Source organism: Spiroplasma endosymbiont of Lonchoptera lutea (assembly GCF_964019715.1).
Lineage (GTDB): Bacteria > Bacillota_I > Bacilli_A > Mycoplasmatales > Nriv7 > Nriv7.
Map to the genome: position 1 here is coordinate 991,723 of NZ_OZ026463.1, position 21,060 is coordinate 1,012,782.

General features: G+C 25.1%; 18 protein-coding genes and 6 pseudogenes. 9 read left to right on the top strand and 15 right to left on the bottom strand.

The window, feature by feature from the left end; all coding sequences use genetic code 4:
* Nucleotides 1-12: 12 nt before the first annotated feature.
* The 4 genes and pseudogenes from AACK97_RS05660 to AACK97_RS05675 all read left to right on the top strand — a co-directional run.
* Entirely contained in the window at nucleotides 13-303 is a 291-nt protein-coding gene (locus tag AACK97_RS05660; protein WP_338967242.1) for an IS3 family transposase, read from the top strand.
* 76 nt (nucleotides 304-379) lie between these two features.
* Entirely contained in the window at nucleotides 380-1,324 is a 945-nt protein-coding gene (locus AACK97_RS05665; RefSeq protein WP_338966716.1) for an IS30 family transposase, read from the top strand.
* Between the two features lie 42 nt (nucleotides 1,325-1,366).
* Nucleotides 1,367-1,894, top strand: a pseudogene (locus tag AACK97_RS05670) (IS3 family transposase); the annotation flags it as partial.
* Between the two features lie 18 nt (nucleotides 1,895-1,912).
* A pseudogene (locus AACK97_RS05675) lies at nucleotides 1,913-2,194 on the top strand (helix-turn-helix domain-containing protein); the annotation flags it as partial.
* Between the two features lie 154 nt (nucleotides 2,195-2,348).
* On the opposite strand, the gene AACK97_RS05680 reads toward AACK97_RS05675, so the two are convergent.
* On the bottom strand, nucleotides 2,349-3,293 hold the full coding sequence (locus AACK97_RS05680) for an IS30 family transposase (protein WP_338967245.1): 945 nt from the start codon (nucleotides 3,291-3,293) through the stop codon (nucleotides 2,349-2,351).
* A 243-nt stretch (nucleotides 3,294-3,536) separates the two neighbouring features.
* Here AACK97_RS05680 and AACK97_RS05685 point away from each other — a divergent pair, with 243 nt between their 5' ends.
* Both AACK97_RS05685 and AACK97_RS05690 read left to right on the top strand, forming a co-directional pair.
* The gene (locus AACK97_RS05685) at nucleotides 3,537-4,121 is read left to right on the top strand and encodes a hypothetical protein (RefSeq protein WP_338967247.1); all 585 of its coding nucleotides are present in this window, start codon (nucleotides 3,537-3,539) and stop codon (nucleotides 4,119-4,121) included.
* 279 nt (nucleotides 4,122-4,400) lie between these two features.
* A pseudogene (locus AACK97_RS05690) lies at nucleotides 4,401-5,054 on the top strand (IS30 family transposase); the annotation flags it as partial.
* 24 nt (nucleotides 5,055-5,078) lie between these two features.
* Here AACK97_RS05690 and AACK97_RS05695 read toward each other — a convergent pair.
* On the bottom strand, nucleotides 5,079-6,023 hold the full coding sequence (locus tag AACK97_RS05695; RefSeq protein ID WP_338966716.1) for an IS30 family transposase: 945 nt from the start codon (nucleotides 6,021-6,023) through the stop codon (nucleotides 5,079-5,081).
* Nucleotides 6,024-6,132: 109 nt separating this feature from the next.
* Here AACK97_RS05695 and AACK97_RS05700 point away from each other — a divergent pair.
* Nucleotides 6,133-6,450 (top strand): annotated as a pseudogene (locus AACK97_RS05700) (IS30 family transposase); the annotation flags it as partial.
* Nucleotides 6,451-6,552: 102 nt separating this feature from the next.
* Here AACK97_RS05700 and AACK97_RS05705 read toward each other — a convergent pair.
* From AACK97_RS05705 to AACK97_RS05765, 13 genes and pseudogenes are all read right to left on the bottom strand, one after another.
* On the bottom strand, nucleotides 6,553-7,980 hold the full coding sequence (locus AACK97_RS05705; RefSeq protein WP_338967251.1) for an NADP-dependent glyceraldehyde-3-phosphate dehydrogenase: 1,428 nt from the start codon (nucleotides 7,978-7,980) through the stop codon (nucleotides 6,553-6,555).
* Nucleotides 7,981-8,049: 69 nt separating this feature from the next.
* On the bottom strand, nucleotides 8,050-8,994 hold the full coding sequence (locus tag AACK97_RS05710) for an IS30 family transposase (protein ID WP_338966714.1): 945 nt from the start codon (nucleotides 8,992-8,994) through the stop codon (nucleotides 8,050-8,052).
* 104 nt (nucleotides 8,995-9,098) lie between these two features.
* Nucleotides 9,099-11,063 (bottom strand): type I DNA topoisomerase, encoded by a 1,965-nt coding sequence (gene topA / locus AACK97_RS05715; protein WP_338967253.1) that lies wholly within the window; start codon nucleotides 11,061-11,063, stop codon nucleotides 9,099-9,101.
* Nucleotides 11,064-11,152: 89 nt separating this feature from the next.
* Entirely contained in the window at nucleotides 11,153-11,395 is a 243-nt protein-coding gene (locus AACK97_RS05720) for a hypothetical protein (RefSeq protein ID WP_338967255.1), read from the bottom strand.
* A 76-nt stretch (nucleotides 11,396-11,471) separates the two neighbouring features.
* Nucleotides 11,472-12,416: an IS30 family transposase gene (locus AACK97_RS05725; protein WP_338967257.1), complete on the bottom strand. Its 945-nt coding sequence runs from the start codon at nucleotides 12,414-12,416 to the stop codon at nucleotides 11,472-11,474.
* A gap of 298 nt (nucleotides 12,417-12,714) precedes the next feature.
* Complete coding sequence (gene ylqF / locus AACK97_RS05730) at nucleotides 12,715-13,587, bottom strand: ribosome biogenesis GTPase YlqF (RefSeq protein WP_338967258.1); 873 nt, start codon at nucleotides 13,585-13,587, stop codon at nucleotides 12,715-12,717.
* A gap of 58 nt (nucleotides 13,588-13,645) precedes the next feature.
* Nucleotides 13,646-14,017: a 50S ribosomal protein L19 gene (gene rplS, locus AACK97_RS05735; RefSeq protein ID WP_338967259.1), complete on the bottom strand. Its 372-nt coding sequence runs from the start codon at nucleotides 14,015-14,017 to the stop codon at nucleotides 13,646-13,648.
* A gap of 24 nt (nucleotides 14,018-14,041) precedes the next feature.
* Nucleotides 14,042-14,776, bottom strand: a complete 735-nt coding sequence (gene trmD, locus AACK97_RS05740) for a tRNA (guanosine(37)-N1)-methyltransferase TrmD (RefSeq protein WP_338967260.1) — start codon at nucleotides 14,774-14,776, stop codon at nucleotides 14,042-14,044.
* 23 nt (nucleotides 14,777-14,799) lie between these two features.
* On the bottom strand, nucleotides 14,800-15,306 hold the full coding sequence (gene rimM / locus AACK97_RS05745) for a ribosome maturation factor RimM (protein ID WP_338967263.1): 507 nt from the start codon (nucleotides 15,304-15,306) through the stop codon (nucleotides 14,800-14,802).
* Nucleotides 15,306-15,554: a KH domain-containing protein gene (locus AACK97_RS05750; RefSeq protein ID WP_338967265.1), complete on the bottom strand. Its 249-nt coding sequence runs from the start codon at nucleotides 15,552-15,554 to the stop codon at nucleotides 15,306-15,308. Before AACK97_RS05750 ends, rimM begins: the two co-directional genes overlap by 1 nt.
* 16 nt (nucleotides 15,555-15,570) lie before the next feature.
* Nucleotides 15,571-15,993 carry a 30S ribosomal protein S16 gene (gene rpsP, locus AACK97_RS05755; protein WP_338967267.1) on the bottom strand — a complete coding sequence of 141 codons (423 nt, stop codon included), beginning with the start codon at nucleotides 15,991-15,993 and terminating at the stop codon, nucleotides 15,571-15,573.
* Nucleotides 15,994-16,506: 513 nt separating this feature from the next.
* Complete coding sequence (locus tag AACK97_RS05760) at nucleotides 16,507-17,790, bottom strand: hypothetical protein (protein ID WP_338967269.1); 1,284 nt, start codon at nucleotides 17,788-17,790, stop codon at nucleotides 16,507-16,509.
* Between the two features lie 361 nt (nucleotides 17,791-18,151).
* Nucleotides 18,152-18,796 (bottom strand): annotated as a pseudogene (locus AACK97_RS05765) (IS30 family transposase); the annotation flags it as partial.
* Between the two features lie 240 nt (nucleotides 18,797-19,036).
* On the opposite strand from AACK97_RS05765, the pseudogene AACK97_RS05770 reads away from it, so the two are divergent.
* Together AACK97_RS05770 and AACK97_RS05775 are read left to right on the top strand one after the other, a co-directional pair.
* Nucleotides 19,037-20,149 (top strand): annotated as a pseudogene (locus AACK97_RS05770) (IS3 family transposase).
* Nucleotides 20,121-21,041 carry an IS30 family transposase gene (locus AACK97_RS05775; protein ID WP_338967271.1) on the top strand — a complete coding sequence of 307 codons (921 nt, stop codon included), beginning with the start codon at nucleotides 20,121-20,123 and terminating at the stop codon, nucleotides 21,039-21,041. The pseudogene AACK97_RS05770 and the gene AACK97_RS05775 overlap by 29 nt, the downstream one beginning before the upstream one ends.
* Nucleotides 21,042-21,060: the final 19 nt, after the last annotated feature.

Below are 21,060 nucleotides of genomic sequence, written 5' to 3' on the forward strand. Positions count from 1 at the left end.
AATAAATATTCAGTGAGGAAAATATGTAAGATTTTAGGTTTACTAAAATCAACATATTATTATCAAACTAATAAATGCACCAAGTTTGATGTTAATAATTATGAACAAGAAGTTATCAGTGCATTTAATAAAAGTCGCAAGATTTATGGTGCTCGTAAAATTAAAGCTGTTTTAATAAGAAAAAATATCATTTTATCACGACGAAAAATCCGATTCATTATGATCAAAAATAATTTGGTTTCTAAATACACCAAGTTAAAATATTGTAATCGCTGAATTATACTTGTAAGTGCAAGTAAATAAAATTGCAAAAGATTTTATATAAAAATTTCATGATGCTAAGTTTATTTTAGAAAAAGTAAATTTAAGGAGTTTTTATATGGGATACAAACATCTTGGCATAGATGAAAGAATTTATATTGAGAATCAATTGAAATTTAAAGTAAAAATTAGTGAAATAGCTAAAAATCTTAATCGAAGTATTAGTACTATTAATCGAGAAGTTAATAGAAATAAAGATAATAATCATTATTTTTCATTAATTGCACAAAATAAAGCAGAAAATAGAAAACAATTACATGTTTATTTTCATAAATTTAAAAATAGAGAATTAGTAAAATATGTACAACAAAAATTATTATTAGGTTGATCGCCTGAACAAATTTATGGCAGAATTAAAAATTTTCATCAAGAATGAATTATTAGTTTTAAAACAATTTACAATTGAATTTATTCTGGATTACTTGAAAAGGTTACTAGTAAAAATTTAAGAAGAAAAGGTAAGAAACGAAAATCTCAAGAAAATCGGGGTAAATTTAATGGTAAATCCATTAAAGAACGAAATGTTAATAATCGCATAACTCTTGGCCATTGAGAAGGTGATACTGTAGTATCATCACGAGGTAAAAGTAAATCATGTTTAATAACTTTAGTTGAAAGAACATCAAGATTTACTTTAGCAATATTAGTTGAAAATAGAACTACTAAAGTTATTAACAAAAATATTAGTCATTATTTATCAATTCTTCCAAATAATCTTGTTAAGACTATAACATTTGATAGGGGTAAAGAATTTGCTAATTGACAACAACTTGAAAAAAATTTAAATGTGAAAATTTATTTTGCTGATGCATATTCACCTTGACAAAGAGGTACTAATGAAAATACTAATGGTTTAATTAGAGAAAAATTTCCTAAAAAATTTAATTTTTCAAACACTACTAAAAATGCAGTTCATAAATTTATATTGTCTTTAAACCAAAGACCAAGAAAAATACTAAATTATCTTTCGCCAATCGAATATTTGGTTAGAAAAATAATTTAGTTGCACTTAACTTTACAATTTGGCAATCATAAAAAAATAGTTAATAATGACGAAATTAATAATGTTTTAAATCGTCAATTTAATGACAAAAAACCAAATGAAGTTGTTGTTAGTGATTTAACATATGTTCAAGTTGGCACTAAATGACATTATATTTGTTTATTAATTGACTTGTTTAATCGCGAAGTAATTGGCTATAGTGCTGGACCAAATAAAACTGCTGAATTAGTTCAACAAGCTTTTCACAAGATAACACGACCATTAAATAAAATAACTTTATTTCATACTGATCATGGTAATGAGTTTAAAAATAAAATTATTGATGAAATTTTAATAACCTTTAAAATTAAAAGATCATTAAGCTCCAAAGGATGCCCATATGATAATGCTGTTGCTGAAGCAACTTACAAAACCTTTAAAACCGAATTTATTAACGGTAAAAAATTTGCAAACTTAACACAACTAAAATACGAACTATTTGATTTTGTTAATTGATATAACAATATTCGAATTCATGGCAGTTTAAATTATTTAACTCCCGTTGAATTTAGAAAATACCAGTCTACATAAAAAGTGTCCTAAAAAGGGTTGCCAATCCAAATAATAGCAATAAAAGAATATAAAAGTTATGGATTTTCTATTCGTAAAATAGCAAAAGCAATTGATTATAGTAAATCAACTGTACACAGAGTTTGTAAATTATTAAATCAAAACTTATTACCATTAGAAATATTGAATCAAGTTCAAAAAAATAAACAAAATGCAGGTAGAAAATTAATAATTTTAACTTTAACAGAAATTAATACTATCAATCATTTGTTAATTACTAAAAATTATGCTCTTGATATAATTGCTGATTTTTTTAAAGAAACCTGAAATGTAAAATTAAAAAGGACACTTATATAAAAAACAAATTGTGTTAATTCTATAATTAAGAAAAGAAAGGAATTAGCACAATGTATAACTATCTGACTATTGAATCAATAATAGCAACCTGAAATGTAAATATAAATGGGACAGTTTTTTAAAATAATTGTATTAAATCTATTGGTCTTTTATAAGATAATGATTTTCTGGGTGTAGAATTAATTTGAAATGCTATAGAATTTAAGTCTTTTTGTTTATATGAAGATAAATCAGTAGATTTTGGTAAATATCTTCTTAAAATACCATTATTGTTCTCATTTAAACCTCTTTGACAAGGTTTTCCGGCATCTGCAAAATAAATTTTAACATTACAATTTTTTTCAATTAATTTTCATTTACTAAATTCTTTACCACGATCAAAAGTAATAGTTTTAATTGTTCCTGGTATTAATTTTGAAATAAATTTTATTATACTTTGTGTAATACTTTCTGCTTTATGATTTTTAGTTTTCAAAGGAATTGTGGTTTTTGATCATATATCAGCTAAAGTAATAATAGAACTTTTATGATCTTTATCAACGATAGTATCTCCCTCTAAATGGCCAAATTCTTGTATATTTTTAATATTTGGAATGATTAAATTTCTTTCATGAATAGATTTACAATTATTAATTCTGCCCCTAGTTTCTTTTTGTTTATGAGGTTTATTTTTGCCTTTTCTCAATAAATTTTTTTCATCAAAACCCATTCGATTTGTTTTAAACATGTTATATAAAGTTTTTGTTGAAATATTTTTTATTTTATTTTTCTTTAAAAAATCAGCAATTATATCAAGAGCATAATTTTTAGTAATTAACAAATGATTGATAGTATTAATTTCTGTTAAAGTTAAAATTATTAATTTTCTACCTGCATTTTGTTTATTTTTTTGAACTTGATTCAATATTTCTAATGGTAATAAGTTTTGATTTAATAATTTACAAACTCTGTGTACAGTTGATTTACTATAATCAATTGCTTTTGCTATTTTACGAATAGAAAATCCATAACTTTTATATTCTTTTATTGCTATTATTGATTCAATAGTCAGATACTTATACATTGTGCTAATTCCTTTCTTTTCTTAATTATATAGAATTAACACAATTTGTTTTTTATATAAGTGTCCTTTTTAATTTTACATTTCAGGAAAAAATTAGATAAAACTCTTGCTTATTGATAGTAAAATATTTCATAATTTAATAACAGATAGTTATATTGTATTTTATTAACAGTTAACATCAGAAAGGATACTTTAAAAATATGAAAAATATTTATCAATTAATTAAAAGTTTTTACACCACTTTTGTTTTTAACCCTATCACTTTTAGTTATTGTTGGTTGTAATTCTGAATATAATATTGCCGAAGAAAAAAATAATAAAAAAATTGCTATGACCATTATTGAAGAAGATTTAAAAACAATGGAAAGTATTAATAGCACAGCTTATTATCAGTTAATGAATCATAAAGTCTTTGAATATGAAACCAAAAAAAATCAGAAAATTGAACAATTATTAGTTATGGGAACTCAATTAAATGGTAGTAAACTTATTACTAATGAAGAAGCCTCAGAGGCGCTTAATTTTATTGTTAGTGATTTTGAGAAAAAATTTAATAATATTAATGATAAAGTCGCTGTAACATATTCCAATTACTATCCTAATCCCGAGGATAAGCCCTTAGAACTTATTAAGGAGACAATAAAGTTTTCTTTAAATGAAATTAATTTAAGTGATTTAACAAGTTTAACTAAAAAAGATCCAAAATTAAAATTTCGGGCTACAAGATTAGATGTAACTTATCGTTATAATATTAACTTTAAAAATTATGATGCATCCAAAAAAATCATTTTGCTCCTTATATTCTTTCTGATGATCTTCAAGCAATAAATGAAATCATTAATAGTTTAGAAACTGAAATTAGTAAACTTACATATGAATCGCTGAAAACGCGTTATGAAGTTATTAATATTGATGAAAATAATCAACAATATCCGAGAATTGATAAAGCATCATTTGCACTGTGAAATATTTGGAATTATTTTAGAAGTAAAATGTTTACTGAATTTAAAGATTTCCTGAAACCTGAAATGTAAAATTAAAAAGGACACTTATATAAAAAACAAATTGTGTTAATTCTATAATTAAGAAAAGAAAGGAATTAGCACAATGTATAAGTATCTGACTATTGAATCAATAATAGCAATAAAAGAATATAAAAGTTATGGATTTTCTATTCGTAAAATAGCAAAAGCAATTGATTATAGTAAATCAACTGTACACAGAGTTTGTAAATTATCTGTACACAGAGTTTGTAAATTATTAAATCAAAACTTATTACCATTAGAAATATTGAATCAAGTTCAAAAAAATAAACAAAATGCAGGTAGAAAATTAATAATTTTAACTTTAACAGAAATTAATACTATCAATCATTTGTTAATTACTAAAAATTATGCTCTTGATATAATTGCTGATTTTTTAAAGAAAAATAAAATAAAAAATATTTCAACAAAAACTTTATATAACATGTTTAAAACAAATCGAATGGGTTTTGATGAAAAAAATTTATTGAGAAAAGGCAAAAATAAACCTCATAAACAAAAAGAAACTAGGGTCAGAATTAATAATTGTAAATCTATTCATGAAAGAAATTTAATCATTCCAAATATTAAAAATATACAAGAATTTGGCCATTTAGAGGGAGATACTATCGTTGGTAAAGATCATAAAAGTTCTATTATTACTTTAGCTGATATATGATCAAAAACCACAATTCCTTTGAAAACTAAAAATCATAAAGCAGAAAATATTACACAAAGTGCCAAATTGTAAAGTTAAGTGCAACTAAATTATTTTTCTAACCAAATATTCGATTGGCGAAAGATAATTTAGTATTTTTCTTGGTCTTTGGTTTAAAGACAATATAAATTTATGAACTGCATTTTTAGTAGTGTTTGAAAAATTAAATTTTTTAGGAAATTTTTCTCTAATTAAACCATTAGTATTTTCATTAGTACCTCTTTGTCAAGGTGAATATGCATCAGCAAAATAAATTTTCACATTTAAATTTTTTTCAAGTTGTTGTCAATTAGCAAATTCTTTACCCCTATCAAATGTTATAGTCTTAACAAGATTATTTGGAAGAATTGATAAATAATGACTAATATTTTTGTTAATAACTTTAGTAGTTCTATTTTCAACTAATATTGCTAAAGTAAATCTTGATGTTCTTTCAACTAAAGTTATTAAACATGATTTACTTTTACCTCGTGATGATACTACAGTATCACCTTCTCAATGGCCAAGAGTTATGCGATTATTAACATTTCGTTCTTTAATGGATTTACCATTAAATTTACCCCGATTTTCTTGAGATTTTCGTTTCTTACCTTTTCTTCTTAAATTTTTACTAGTAACCTTTTCAAGTAATCCAGAATAAATTCAATTGTAAATTGTTTTAAAACTAATAATTCATTCTTGATGAAAATTTTTAATTCTGCCATAAATTTGTTCAGGCGATCAACCTAATAATAATTTTTGTTGTACATATTTTACTAATTCTCTATTTTTAAATTTATGAAAATAAACATGTAATTGTTTTCTATTTTCTGCTTTATTTTGTGCAATTAATGAAAAATAATGATTATTATCTTTATTTCTATTAACTTCTCGATTAATAGTACTAATACTTCGATTAAGATTTTTAGCTATTTCACTAATTTTTACTTTAAATTTCAATTGATTCTCAATATAAATTCTTTCATCTATGCCAAGATGTTTGTATCCCATATAAAAACTCCTTAAATTTACTTTTTCTAAAATAAACTTAGCATCATGAAATTTTTATATGAAATCTTTTGCAATTTTATTTACTTGCACTTACAAGTATAATTCAGCAAGTATAATAAAATTTATTTCAAAATTAATACCAGGAACAATTAAAACTATTACTTTTGATCGTGGTAAAGAATTTAGTAAATGAAAATTAATTGAAAAAAATTGTAATGTTAAAATTTATTTTGCAGATGCCGGCAAACCTTGTCAAAGAGGTTTAAATGAGAACAATAATGGTATTTTAAGAAGATATTTACCAAAATCTACTGATTTATCTTCATATAAACAAAAAGACTTAAATTCTATAGCATTTCAAATTAATTCTACACCCAGAAAATCATTATCTTATAAAAGACCAATAGATTTAATACAATTATTTTAAAAAACTGTCCCATTTATATTTACAATTCAGGATTAAAAATCCAAAAAAAAGTTAAGTAAATACTTAACTTTAAAAACAATATCATTATTAAATTTCTTGTTATTATTTGTCTGCCTTTCAATTAAAAACAATACCTTTATGTCGGGTCATTGATAATAATGCTTCGCGAATCCCTTGTACGCCCATCCCTGAATCTTTAATTCCTAAAAAAGGTAAATAATCTGGTCCGCGTTGGGGAGCATCATTAATGTTAATGGAACCAACATCTAATTGATTAGCAATTTTAACCGCCGTATCAATATCATTAGTAAAAATTGATGCTTGTAAACCATATTTAGAACTATTTGCAAGCGTAATCGCTTCACCAATTGATGTTACTCTGATAATTGGCAACACCGGTCCAAATGGTTCAATCCAAGCAATATCCATATCTTTAGTAACATTATCAATAATTGTTGGATATCACAAATTATTTTTTCTAGTATTTCCTAAAACTAACAATGCCTTTTTTTCTAACGCGTCATCAACTAATTTTTGAAGAATATCGCTGGTTTTCATATCAATAATTGGCGTAATATCAGCATTATCATTCGGACTTCCAACTGTTAATTTTTCTGTTTCAACTTTAATTAAAGATACCAATTCATCAGCAATCGTATTATCAACTAAAACTCTTTTAATAGCAGTACATCTTTGACCTGAATAACTAAATGCTCCTTTAACAATTTTTTTCGCCGTCATTGCGAGATTACAGTCTTTAAGAACAATGGCTGGATCTTTACCACCTAATTCCAAAATAATATCCACTTTATTAGTAATCTTTGTAATATGTTTTCCTGTAACATCAGAACCAGTAAAAGAAATAACATTAATTGCTGGATGGGTTACTAAACTATCACCAATAACACTGCCCTTACCAGTAACCGCATTAATGACACCAGCAGGAAAATTAGCATCAAATGCTAACTTAGCTAAAAATAATCCTGTTAAAGAACTTTGTGAAGCTGGTTTAAAAACCACTGTATTCCCCATAATTAATGCTGGAATTATTTTTGCTAACGATAAATTAACAGGATAATTAAAAGGTGAAATTGCTAAAACAACTCCTTTAGCAACTCGCGAAAAAATTGCCAACTTATTTTTCACATTAAAAGCATCACCTGTATATGATTCAGGATAAATACGATATGCTTCATTAACAGTAAAATCAATATATTCAATTGTGCGATTAATTTCAGAAATAGCTGCTTTTTTACCTTTAGCAATTTCTAAGACCATCAAATTAGCAAGCGCATCAGTATTTTCAATTATTAACTGCTTTCATTGTTCAATAAACTTAATTCTTTCATTAATTAATAATCCCTCTCATTGCTTTTGGACATCCTTAGCTGCCAAAAACGCATCATTAATATTTTCTAACGAAAGAGCAGGAACACTACCAATTACTTCTAATGTGTTTGGACTCGTAATTTCAATAACATTTGTTGAAGAAAGCAACTTACCATTAATTAATGCTTGACCTTTTTCCATTTTATCACCTCTAAATATAATTATATCGTTTTTAGTTTCCTGAATTGTAAATATAAATGGGACAGTTTTTTAAAATAATTGTATTAAATCTATTGGTCTTTTATAAGATAATGATTTTCTGGGTGTAGAATTAATTTGAAATGCTATAGAATTTAAGTCTTTTTGTTTATATGAAGATAAATCAGTAGATTTTGGTAAATATCTTCTTAAAATACCATTATTGTTCTCATTTAAACCTCTTTGACAAGGTTTTCCGGCATCTGCAAAATAAATTTTAACATTACAATTTTTTTCAATTAATTTTCATTTACTAAATTCTTTACCACGATCAAAAGTAATAGTTTTAATTGTTCCTGGTATTAATTTTGAAATAAATTTTATTATACTTTGTGTAATACTTTCTGCTTTATGATTTTTAGTTTTCAAAGGAATTGTGGTTTTTGATCATATATCAGCTAAAGTAATAATAGAACTTTTATGATCTTTACCAACGATAGTATCTCCCTCTAAATGGCCAAATTCTTGTATATTTTTAATATTTGGAATGATTAAATTTCTTTCATGAATAGATTTACAATTATTAATTCTGCCCCTAGTTTCTTTTTGTTTATGAGGTTTATTTTTGCCTTTTCTCAATAAATTTTTTTCATCAAAACCCATTCGATTTGTTTTAAACATGTTATATAAAGTTTTTGTTGAAATATTTTTTATTTTATTTTTCTTTAAAAAATCAGCAATTATATCAAGAGCATAATTTTTAGTAATTAACAAATGATTGATAGTATTAATTTCTGTTAAAGTTAAAATTATTAATTTTCTACCTGCATTTTGTTTATTTTTTTGAACTTGATTCAATATTTCTAATGGTAATAAGTTTTGATTTAATAATTTACAAACTCTGTGTACAGTTGATTTACTATAATCAATTGCTTTTGCTATTTTACGAATAGAAAATCCATAACTTTTATATTCTTTTATTGCTATTATTGATTCAATAGTCAGATACTTATACATTGTGCTAATTCCTTTCTTTTCTTAATTATAGAATTAACACAATTTGTTTTTTATATAAGTGTCCTTTTTAATTTTACATTTCAGGTTAAAAACAGAAAAATTAATTATTCTAATGTTGCTTTTTCTGTTTCATCTTTGGATTGTTCATAAGATTCAACAAAATCACATTCAGGATAATTGCTACAAGCAATAAATTTTTGATTACGACGATTAACTTTAATAACTTTTTCGCCTTCAATACATTGTGGACAAAATCCTAAATTAACTGGATTTAATGATGAAATATAACGACATTTTGGAAATGTTGAACAACCAATAAATTTACCATACTTTCCAAATCGATAAACTAAATCACTATCACATCTTGGACATTTAGTACCCGTCTTTTCAATTTCAACTTCCGTCATTTTTTCAAAAGCTTCTTCAACACGAGGTTCAAATTTTTCTCAAAAAGAACCAACTAGCTCTTGATAATCTTTTTCACCGTGACTAATTAAATCTAATTGCGATTCTACTTGTGAAGTATATGATTCACTAATAATATCTTGAAAAAACTCTTGCAGTTTATCACTAGTTAAAATTCCCTTTTCACTAGCTTTTAAAGCCTTATTCTCAAATAAAACATATCCTCGCTCGCGCAAAGTTCTCATAATCGGAGCATAAGTACTAGGCCGCCCTACTCCTAATTCTTCCAATGTTTTAATTAATCGTGCTTCACTATATCGTGGTTTTGGTTTAGTTCAATGTTGCAATGCCTTAATATCTTTAATATTTACCACATCGCCAATTTTTCAAGCTGGTAATTTAATACTAATATTATCTTCCTCATCACTTTGATAATATTTTAAAAATCCTAAAAATAAAATTGTTTGTCCTGTCAACCGAAATTCATAATCATTATTATCCAAAATAATAGTTTTCCCCGTAATTTTTGCTGGAGCCATTAATGATGCCATCGCCCGATTATAAATTAGTTTATAAAGTCGTAATTGATCTTTACCTAAATAATTTTTTGCCTTCTTAGGAGTCATTAAAATATCTGTTGGCCGAATTGCTTCATGCGCATCTTGAACATTGTTTTTCTTTTTAGTAATTTTTACTTGTCCTAAATAATCTTTACCTAATGATTCCGTAATAAAAGCAAAAGTATCACTAACAAATTTATCACTTAAACGAATTGAATCAGTTCTTGGATAAGTAATAAATCCTGTTAGCAATCCATCAATATCAATTCCTTCATATAATTGTTGTGCTAATAAAGATGTTTTATTAGCAGCAAAATTTAATCGTGATGACCCATCCTGTAACATTGTTGAAGTAGTATAAGGATTATTTGCTTGTCTAATTCGAGGTTTTTCTTGAATATCAATAACTTTATATTTACTACTTAAATTTTTAATAATATTTTGAGAATCTGCTTCAGTTTTAATCTCAATATTTTTATTTAAATATTTTGTTAATTTTAAAATATGTTGCTTTCAATAAGCTTCAATTGTTCAATATTGTTCGGGAATAAAAATTTGATGTTCTTTTTCTCACAACACAAGAAGTTTTAAAGCTACTGACTGAACTCTTCCTGCTGATTTTGAACGAATTTTCTTTTGCAATAACTTACTTAACCGAAAACCAATCATCCGATCAATCATTCTTCTTGCTTCTTGTGAATGAACTAAATTCATATCTAACTCTCTTGGTACTTTAAATGCTTCAATAACAATATCTTTAGTAATTTCATTAAAACTCACCCGAACGGATTTACTTTGAATTTTTAAAACTTCATTTAAATGATATGAAATTGCTTCTCCTTCACGATCGGGATCAGTTGCCAGAAAAATTTTATCGGCATCTTTTACTAAACCTTGTAATTTCTTAACAAGTGGCTTTTTCTTAGTTTCAATTCGATAATATGGAGTAAATGTTTCTAAGTCAATCCCTAAATAATATTCACCTTTATTCGCTAAATTGGTAATATGTCCCTCGGAAGAAACAACAGTATAATCATCTCCAAGATACTTTTGTACCGCTTTAGTTTTCGTTGGCGACTCCATAATAACAACATTTTTGCTCATAACACTTTACTCCTTAAAAGAATCTTTTGATTCTCAACATTTTTATAAATACGGCAATATTTTAGTACATTTTAAAGACTTTATCAAGTTTATAAAATATCATCAATAGTTTGCACTAATTTAGCACTATTTTTAATAAGATTATTAGTAGCAAAGTTCTCATAAATTTGATTAGGAACTGCAAAAACATCTTTATTTTCATTAAAAGCACTATCTACTAATGAATGAATAATTTTTTCATCAGCAAACGGTAATACCAATAATGCTTTTGATAATCCTAATAAGATTCTTTGAACATTACTATCAATTGGACTAATATTTTCTCTTGTCATATGAAGCGGATATTCACTAATTACTAAATGATATCTTTTAAGATACCTGAATTGTAAATATAAATGGGACAGTTTTTTAAAATAATTGTATTAAATCTATTGGTCTTTTATAAGATAATGATTTTCTGGGTGTAGAATTAATTTGAAATGCTATAGAATTTAAGTCTTTTTGTTTATATGAAGATAAATCAGTAGATTTTGGTAAATATCTTCTTAAAATACCATTATTGTTCTCATTTAAACCTCTTTGACAAGGTTTTCCGGCATCTGCAAAATAAATTTTAACATTACAATTTTTTTCAATTAATTTTCATTTACTAAATTCTTTACCACGATCAAAAGTAATAGTTTTAATTGTTCCTGGTATTAATTTTGAAATAAATTTTATTATACTTTGTGTAATACTTTCTGCTTTATGATTTTTAGTTTTCAAAGGAATTGTGGTTTTTGATCATATATCAGCTAAAGTAATAATAGAACTTTTATGATCTTTACCAACGATAGTATCTCTCTCTAAATGGCCAAATTCTTGTATATTTTTAATATTTGGAATGATTAAATTTCTTTCATGAATAGATTTACAATTATTAATTCTGCCCCTAGTTTCTTTTTGTTTATGAGGTTTATTTTTGCCTTTTCTCAATAAATTTTTTTCATCAAAACCCATTCGATTTGTTTTAAACATGTTATATAAAGTTTTTGTTGAAATATTTTTTATTTTATTTTTCTTTAAAAAATCAGCAATTATATCAAGAGCATAATTTTTAGTAATTAACAAATGATTGATAGTATTAATTTCTGTTAAAGTTAAAATTATTAATTTTCTACCTGCATTTTGTTTATTTTTTTGAACTTGATTCAATATTTCTAATGGTAATAAGTTTTGATTTAATAATTTACAAACTCTGTGTACAGTTGATTTACTATAATCAATTGCTTTTGCTATTTTACGAATAGAAAATCCATAACTTTTATATTCTTTTATTGCTATTATTGATTCAATAGTCAGATACTTATACATTGTGCTAATTCCTTTCTTTTCTTAATTATAGAATTAACACAATTTGTTTTTTATTATAAGTGTCCTTTTTAATTTTACATTTCAGGTATAAATGAACATCGCTATTAAATTTTTCTTTTCATTTAGTTTCTGTTTCATCTCTAAAAATTAAAATATCAAAAATAGCTACTTCTATAATTTAAATAAAAAATACTAGCGGCACAATACTGTGTTATATATTTAATATTCTTACTTACATATTTGCAAAAATCCAAAAACAAAATTATAATATCAATATTTATTTAATACGCCCCCATTATTATTTCGGTCTTTCTCAGGAAATATTTTTAATTGTTCCTTTTGTAAAAGCATAATAAAAATTTGTCATCATTTGAATAATTTGTTGTTCAGAAGAACCTAATACATTATTTGCTTTCGCCATTTGCAAAAAATAATAATCCATTTCTTTAGTTTGCATATCTTGTTTTCACTGAATAATAAGCGCATAATGTTCCTTTAAAATATGAGGATAATGCTTTGCTAAAAAATTAAACGCATAATAACTAATATCAATAAATGGTAATAATTGCTCTTTAATAGCTCCAATTAATGACAAATGCATTGCCACTAGTGGATCATCAAGTTTAGGTCATAAAATTCCCGGCGTGTCTAGTAAATGAATATTTTGCGCTAACTTGACTCATTGAATCCCTCTCGTAACTCCTGGTTGATTAGCAACATTACTTACTTTTCTTTTAACTAAATTATTAATTAACCGTGATTTGCCGACATTAGGAATCCCAATAATCATCACCTTAATTTGTCAATTTGGAATGCCACGAGATTTTTGATGATTAATTTTATCTTTCAATAATTGATTAATTAATAAAATAATTTCATTTTTGGGTTGATCAACTAATAAATTAGTTAATACTACTTTAACTAACGGGTCTTTTTTTAAAAATGCCATTCATTCTTGATTTACTTTCATATCACTTAAATCTTTTTTATTCAAAATAATAATTCGTGGTTTATTTTTAAATAATTCTTGAATAATTGGATTAATACTAGAGTTAATGGCTCGCGCATCGCGAAGTTCAATTACTAAATCAACTAATGCTAATTTTTCTTTCATCAAGCGAATAGCTTTTGCCATATGACCTGGAAATCAATTAATATTTAACTTTTCCATTAATATGTCTCCTTAATTGAAAAATAAAGGCAAATTCTACCTTTACCTTTATTAATTATTATCCCTTATTTCTCTTATTAGAACTAACTACTTCTTTAATTCTTGCAGCTTTACCAATAAGATCACGCATATAGTATAACTTCGCTCTTCTAACACGACCAATTTTTAAAACTTCAATTTTATTTATTAGCGGTGAATGTAAAGGGAAAGTTCTTTCAACACTAATACTACCAGTAAGTTTTCTTACAGTAAAACTAGAACTAATACCTGACCCTTGACGCTTTAAAACTAAACCAGTAAAAACTTGTGTTCGTTTTTTGTTACCTTCATTAATTTCAACAGCAACACTTACTGTATCGCCAGATTTAAATTTTGGAATATCAGTACGAAGTTGTTGTTCAGTAATTTGTCGATCTAATTGCATATTCATAACAATTGCTCCTTCCATTATTATTTATTTTTTATCTTTTTCTAATTCAGCAATTCAAATTTGCTCTTGTGGTGTTAATTGATTTAAGTCAATCAAATCTGGTCGCTTTTTATATGTATTATAAAACGCTTGTTCTTTTCTTCAAATATCAATATTTTTATGATGACCTGATAATAAGACATCAGGAACTTGCTGATTATTAAAAACTAATGGTTTAGTAAATACAGGATAATCTAAATACTTATTAGTAAATGAATCATTTTGATGTGATGCTTCTTGAATAACACCTGGTAATAAGCGAATAACAGCATCACTTATAACCATACTGGCAATTTCACCAGCACTAAGAACATAATCACCAATAGATATTTCCATATTAACAAAATCTCTAATTCTTTCATCAAAACCTTCGTAATGACCACAAACTAAAATTAATGAATTATTACTACTAGCCATTGCACTAGCAATATCCTGTTTAAATGTTTTTCCTTGTGGCGATAATAAAATCACTTGACTATTAGGGATTTGCTCACGAGCATAATTTATCGCTGCAACTACAATCGGTGCCATTAATACCATCCCATTACCACCACCATATTGATAATCATCAACTTGTTGATGCTTATCAATAGCAAAATCACGAAGATTAATGATATTAAACTTTACTTTTTCTTTCTTAACAGCATTCTTAATAATTGATGTATTAATAAAACTAACAAAGAGTTCGGGAAATAAAGTGATAATTTGAATTGTTGTCATTAATTTCTTGCCTCCTTTATAATTTATCAATTATTAATTAACTTAACATAAACAGTATTTTGTTCTCAAAGAATATTCATAATAAACTGTGAAACATCGGCCAACATTTTTTGTTCACCAATAACTGTTTGAATAAGAAAAACACCGTGCGCTTTAGTAATAAAGTAATCAATCACTTCACCAATAAGTGAATTATCATCAACATTGATAACTTGTAATCCAATATAGTTTTCAACTTCATCATCATTTACTAAATGAGGATTATTACTAAGTTGAAATAAATCTTGAGTCTTTAAAAATAAAATGTCATTAATATAATCATAATTTTTAAATTTAACTAAAAGATCACCTTTATGACTTCTAGAACTAACAACCGTTAATATTTCATAAGTATAATTATTAGAATCATAAAAATATATATCATGATTAGCATCAAAGAATCGCTCATATTTAGGCATTAAACATCTAATCTTTACTTCGCCCTTTAAAGCATGAGTATTAATAACCTTACCAATTTTAACAAACTTCATTATTCGTTAAAAGCCTCTAAAGATACTTTAATTCTTTTTTGCTCTCTTGATGCCTTAACATTAACTAAACGACGAATCGAATCAATAATTAATCCTTTTTTACCGATTAATCTTGCCAAATCACTATCACTAGTCATAATAAGAATTTCTAATTCATTGTCATTTTCATTTAACATTCTAATTTGAATATTATTAATATCTTTAACAATTGGACTAATTAATATTTTAACAGTATTAATGTAATTCATCATTAGCTAACTCCATTTATTCTCTCGAATTTTTTTCATCAATAACCTTTGCTTCTTTTGAAACTTTAACTGTTGATTTAGAATTACTACTTTTATCATCATTTACTTTGTTTTTAACTTCCTTAGCTAAAACTTCTTTTTTAATCACTTTTTTCTCTGCTGTTGATTTCTTTGCTTTATTTTTTTGTCGTAATTCATGAAATGCCTGCATAATTTTTTCTTTTGCAAATAAACTACGAACTGTTTCAGTTGGTTGAGCACCAACGGTTAATCACTTTAAAGCTAATTCTTTATTAATTTTTAACGAATCATTTAAAGAATCATATGTTCCAATTAATTCAATATATTCACCGTCTCTTTTAATACGAGAATCAATAGCAACAATACGATAAAAAGGTTGTTTAGTTTTTCCCATCCTTTTCAGTCTTAATTTAACCATAAAATATAAGTACTCCTCTCACTATTATTGGTTTAGTTATCTTTTTAAACCATAATTAATAATATCGTTAATCGATATATATGTCAAGTAAGTTTACTTAACAGGTCGCGTTTAGTTTTCTTAGGTATTTTTAAAAAAAGAAAAAATAATCATTTACTATAAATTATTTCAATATGCAAATTAAGTATATATTTCTTATGTATGATTTTTTTTGTAAAAAATTATTTTAATGTTGTTTTTATAAACATTTTAGTGAGTTTTTATAACCTTTTATTAAGATTATGTTTGTTAATATTAAATATTTTGTTTTATTACTTATTTTTTAGATAAAATGATAATTAAATTGTGATTACTTTTTTTTCAAAATTATTTAAACCTTTTCCTACCTAACAAAACTTTACGCGTCCACTTAACAGTTAATATTACTACTACTTAAAAAATATAATTTATGTTTATAAAAAAGATTTACTATTCAATAGTAAATCTTGATAAAAAATTATTTTTAATTAAACTTTACTTATATTCAAAAAAGAACGCTTGCTTAGTTCCAAATTCTTGAAATATTCCTGTAATATCCGATAAACGATAAAAATGATTAATTTTTCTTTCCAAACTAATTAACTTATCAGTAACACTAGTATTAAGAAAAAACCCTTGATTAGTATCGCCTTGCTCAAATATTCCCGTAGTATCCGATAAACGATAAAAATGATTAATTTTGCTTTCCAAACTAATTAACTTATTATTAGCATTGGCATCAAAAACGAACGCTTGATTAGTATCGCCTTGCTCAAATATTCCCGTAGTATCCGATAAACGATAAAAATGATTAATTTTGCTTTCCAAACTAATTAACTTATTATTAGCATTGGCATCAAAAACGAACGCTTGATTAGTATCGCCTTGCTCAAATATTCCCGTAGTATCCGATAAACGATAAAAACGATTAATTTTGCTTTTCAAACTAATTAACTTATTACTAGCATTGGCATCAAAAACAAACCCTTGCTTGGTATCAGCTTGCTCAAATATTCCCATAGTATCCGATAAACGATAAAAATGATTAATTTTGCTTTTCAAACTAATTAACTTATTACTAGCATTGGCATCAAAAACGAACGCTTGATTAGTAGTAAATTCTTGAAATATGCCCCTAGACTCCGATAAGCATCAAAAATTACTAAGTATTTTATTTAAATTAGTTATTTTATTATTAGCAACAGCATCAAAAAATCACAATTGACGCTTACTATCACCAATTATTGCTCTGGTGTTTGATAAGCGTCAAAAATTAATAACAGTTTCACTGAAACTACTTAACTTATTATTATCAAAAAAGGACGCTTTTCCTTGCAAGTTTTCTTTAAATATTCCCGTAGTATCTGATAAACGCTTAAAAATGTCAAATTTTTTATTTAAATTAATTAATTTATTACTAGCATTAACATCAAAAAAGAACGCTTGATTAGTAGTAAATTCTTTAAATATTCCCGTAGTATCCGATAAGCGTCAAAAATTATCAATTTTTTGATTTAAACTAATTAACTTATTATTAGCATTGGCATCAAAAACAAAAGCTTGTCGCGAAGAATCTTCTTTCAATATCATTAAGGTGTTAGATAAGCGTCAATTTATTAATTCAACATTTTCCATATTTATATTTATATCTAATTTGTTTAAATGTAATGATTTTGTTGCTGGTGTTGTCAGCCTATCACTAGAACTACAAGCGATAAAATTTATTATTACACTACTATTACAAGCAATCGTTCCTAATATTTTAAATAATCTTTTCATATCATTTTAGACCCCCGATTATTTATTTTCATACACAATAATTATTAGTTTCATTATATCACTAAATAGAAAAAAGAAAATGACTCTTATATATAAAACTGATGATAAAACTGATAATAATTACTTAGCGTATAAATTCAAATAACACTAGCGGGGAACATATTTCCTATCGTAACGCTAATTGTTCATTTCAAGAAATTCAATTTCGACTGTGCAAATATTCTAAAGTTTGATGATAATATTTTAGTTTAGAAATATGAGGAATAAGATTTTGCAACTCATAATTAGTAACTTTTTTATTATTTACAGTTTTAATATTCTTTAATATGACCTGAATTGTAAATATAAATGGGACAGTTTTTTAAAATAATTGTATTAAATCTATTGGTCTTTTATAAGATAATGATTTTCTGGGTGTAGAATTAATTTGAAATGCTATAGAATTTAAGTCTTTTTGTTTATATGAAGATAAATCAGTAGATTTTGGTAAATATCTTCTTAAAATACCATTATTGTTCTCATTTAAACCTCTTTGACAAGGTTTGCCGGCATCTGCAAAATAAATTTTAACATTACAATTTTTTTCAATTAATTTTCATTTACTAAATTCTTTACCACGATCAAAAGTAATAGTTTTAATTGTTCCTGGTATTAATTTTGAAATAAATTTTATTATACTTTGTGTAATACTTTCTGCTTTATGATTTTTAGTTTTCAAAGGAATTGTGGTTTTTGATCATATATCAGCTAAAGTAATAATAGAACTTTTATGATCTTTACCAACGATAGTATCTCCCTCTAAATGGCCAAATTCTTGTATATTTTTAATATTTGGAATGATTAAATTTCTTTCATGAATAGATTTACAATTATTAATTCTGCCCCTAGTTTCTTTTTGTTTATGAGGTTTATTTTTGCCTTTTCTCAATAAATTTTTTTCATCAAAACCCATTCGATTTGTTTTAAACATGTTATATAAAGTTTTTGTTGAAATATTTTTTACCTGAAATGTAAAATTAAAAAGGACACTTATATAAAAAACAAATTGTGTTAATTCTATAATTAAGAAAAGAAAGGAATTAGCACAATGTATAAGTATCTGACTATTGAATCAATAATAGCAATAAAAGAATATAAAAGTTATGGATTTTCTATTCGTAAAATAGCAAAAGTGGATAGGCTACAATAAGTTGGACCATAATAATTATATAGACTTCAAAATTATTAAGAAAGAAGGAATATAAAAATGGGAAATAAAACCTCATACTCTGAAGAATTTAAAAAACAAATTGTAATGCTATACAAAAATGACAAAAGTGTTATTAATTTAGGGAAAGAATATAATTTACCAAAACCAACTATTTATAGTTGAATTAAAAATTATAATAATTCTGGGTCATTTAAAGCAAAAGATAATCGCACTGTCGAAGAAAATGAATTAATTTACTTGCGAAAAGAAAACCAACAATTACGAATGGAAAATGACATTTTAAAGCAAGCAGCACTGATAATCGGGAAAAAATAACAATAATTAATAACAACAAAAATAAATATTCAGTGAGGAAAATATGTAAGATTTTAGGTTTACTAAAATCAACATATTATTATCAAACTAATAAATGCACCAAGTTTGATGTTAATAATTATGAACAAGAAGTTATCAGTGCATTTAATAAAAGTCGCAAGATTTATGGTGCTCGTAAAATTAAAGCTGTTTTAATAAGAAAAAATATCATTTTATCACGACGAAAAATCCGATTCATTATGATCAAAAATAATTTGGTTTCTAAATACACCAAGTTAAAATATTGTAATCATAAAAAAACAGTTAATAATGACGAAATTAATAATGTTTTAAATCCTCAATTTAATGACAAAAAACCAAATGAAGTTGTTGTTAGTGATTTAACATATGTTCAAGTTGGCACTAAATGACATTATATTTGTTTATTAATTGACTTGTTTAATCGCGAAGTAATTGGTTATAGTGCTGGACCAAATAAAACTGCTGAATTAGTTCAACAAGCTTTTCACAAGATAACAACGACCATTAAATAAAATAACTTTATTTCATACTGATCGTGGTAATGAGTTTAAAAATAAAATTATTGATGAAATTTTAATAACCTTTAAAATTAAAAGATCATTAAGCTCCAAAGGATGCCCATATGATAATGCTGTTGCTGAAGCAACTTACAAAACCTTTAAAACCGAATTTATTAACGGTAAAAAATTTGCAAACTTAACACAACTAAAATGCGAACTATTTGATTTTGTTAATTGATATAACAATATTCGAATTCATGGCAGTTTAAATTATTTAACTCCCGTTGAATTTAGAAAATACCAGTCTACATAAAAAGTGTCCTAAAAAGGGTTGCCAATCCAAAGCAATTGATTATAGTAAATCAACTGTACACAGAGTTTGTAAATTATTAAATCAAAACTTATTACCATTAGAAATATTGAATCAAGTTCAAAAAAATAAACAAAATGCAGGTAGAAAATTAATAATTTTAACTTTAACAGAAATTAATACTATCAATCATTTGTTAATTACTAAAAATTATGCTCTTGATATAATTGCTGATTTTTTAAAGAAAAATAAAATAAAAAATATTTCAACAAAAACTTTATATAACATGTTTAAAACAAATCGAATGGGTTTTGATGAAAAAAATTTATTGAGAAAAGGCAAAAATAAACCTCATAAACAAAAAGAAACTAGGGGCAGAATTAATAATTGTAAATCTATTCATGAAAGAAATTTAATCATTCCAAATATTAAAAATATACAAGAATTTGGCCATTTAGAGGGAGATACTATCGTTGGTAAAGATCATAAAAGTTCTATTATTACTTTAGCTGATATATGATCAAAAACCACAATTCCTTTGAAAACTAAAAATCATAAAGCAGAAAGTATTACACAAAGTATAATAAAATTTATTTCAAAATTAATACCAGGAACAATTAAAACTATTACTTTTGATCGTGGTAAAGAATTTAGTAAATGAAAATTAATTGAAAAAAATTGTAATGTTAAAATTTATTTTGCAGATGCCGGAAAACCTTGTCAAAGAGGTTTAAATGAGAACAATAATGGTATTTTAAGAAGATATTTACCAAAATCTACTGATTTATCTTCATATAAACAAAAAGACTTAAATTCTATAGCATTTCAAATTAATTCTACACCCAGAAAATCATTATCTTATAAAAGACCAATAGATTTAATACAATTATTTTAAAAAACTGTCCCATTTATAT